The 1,392-nt window shown below is 38.4% G+C and carries 2 protein-coding genes; one reads left to right on the top strand and one right to left on the bottom strand.

What is annotated here, in order from left to right; all coding sequences use genetic code 11:
• Positions 1 to 444: 444 nt before the first annotated feature.
• Positions 445 to 804: a hypothetical protein gene (locus AB4496_RS19735; protein WP_016800120.1), complete on the top strand. Its 360-nt coding sequence runs from the start codon at positions 445 to 447 to the stop codon at positions 802 to 804.
• Positions 805 to 821: 17 nt separating this feature from the next.
• Here AB4496_RS19735 and AB4496_RS19730 read toward each other — a convergent pair.
• The coding region (locus AB4496_RS19730; RefSeq protein WP_372131696.1) for a hypothetical protein at positions 822 to 1,392 on the bottom strand (571 nt) is incomplete at its 5' end.

Here is a 1,392-nt window from a genome sequence, read left to right as displayed (position 1 = left end):
GATAATTTAGCCTCTTAGCGAAAACAAAGACTAATTGGAAAGCGCCCCCAAGATGCCCCTGTATTTTCAATTCTTCACCACACACCACGCTAAATCGAAAACGATTTAAATGGTTGTCTGCTTTAAACATAAAGACAATACAATCAATAACTTATGATATAAATAGAAGAGTGAATATTTTGGGGGGGAAATTTTCAAAATTTCAACTAATTAGCCGCTGAAATCCAATGTAGATTTACATCATAAATGCATCAATTGTACTTAATCCCTTTTCGAGAAAGGTCTGAGAGCTTGTTTAAAGTGGAAGTGATGTACTAGTGATTTATTAGCAATTAACTCGATGTTTTTAATGATAAATAGTGAGCTTTTTTGCAAGCATGTGATTTAATTGTAATGTAGGTAAAGTGTTGTTTAGAGGGAAATCTAAGAAAGGATGGTGGGATTATGGCGAAAGCTTTTTCTGTACAGAGTTACATTCGGGGTGAATTGGAGCAAGATTTTAAGGTGTTCAGAGACAGAGAAAAGTTAGGTGATGCGGAAGCCGTCAGGCAACTTCTCACGCTGGCATTGAGGATCAAACTGAACGATAAGGAAGATGAGCGGCCGTCTAACCGCGAGTTGATGGAAGAGATGTATCGACGGATCAGGATGATCCAAGGGACGGGTAATTTAACCCACACACAAAGTTTTGATGGTGTCGCGTTCCATGAAAATAAAAAAGATGCAGTAGAAATGCGTAATTTGGTTTCCGCTGATGTGGATAAAAAAGTGGATGCTTATCTTGCAGGCGAAAAAAAAGGGTAGCAGCAGCTACCCTCTTATTATCGCTCTAACTCTCTGTCGATTTCTCTGTCTTCCCAATGTCTCTCTTTCTCTGATTGATTAAATTCCATCTCTTGTTGAGGTGAATATTCTTTTGGCTCAAAGTGGTCGAATGATTGGCTGTCGAGTTCTGTTTTCTCATTATAGTTGAAGGTGTCTAATTCCCTCTCCTGATGAGACGTGTGCGGCTCACTTAATTCAAGGTTATGTGCACTGTTATCTCGCTCTAGTTTATCAATGCACGATTTGATGTCCTCTTTAAGGTTATCATTTGACATGAATTGGATGTCTCGGCCATTAAAGTTCTCGACGATTTTTTCAATGTTGTTCGGGTTTAAATCGTGATTGCCATGATTTAATACAATAATGATGTTCTGTCTTAGTTCATCGGTAGAGATGTTTTGAATGTCGTTCTTATGATTGAGGTTAATAATATCAATCTGTCCTTGGGTTTGGTCTCGAATTAGAAACGATTGTTCAATCGATGTGCTGATGATGGTGGTGTTTAAATTCTCCCCTTGATGGAATCTTGTTAATTGTTTGGATTTCGTCCCTAGGGTTCTTGGGTTA

This window comes from Vibrio sp. 10N.222.46.A1, assembly GCF_041473595.1.
GTDB lineage: Bacteria > Pseudomonadota > Gammaproteobacteria > Enterobacterales > Vibrionaceae > Vibrio > Vibrio tasmaniensis_A.
The sequence above is the reverse complement of the archived record's forward strand: the minus strand, read 5'-3'. Positions and strand labels throughout refer to the sequence as shown.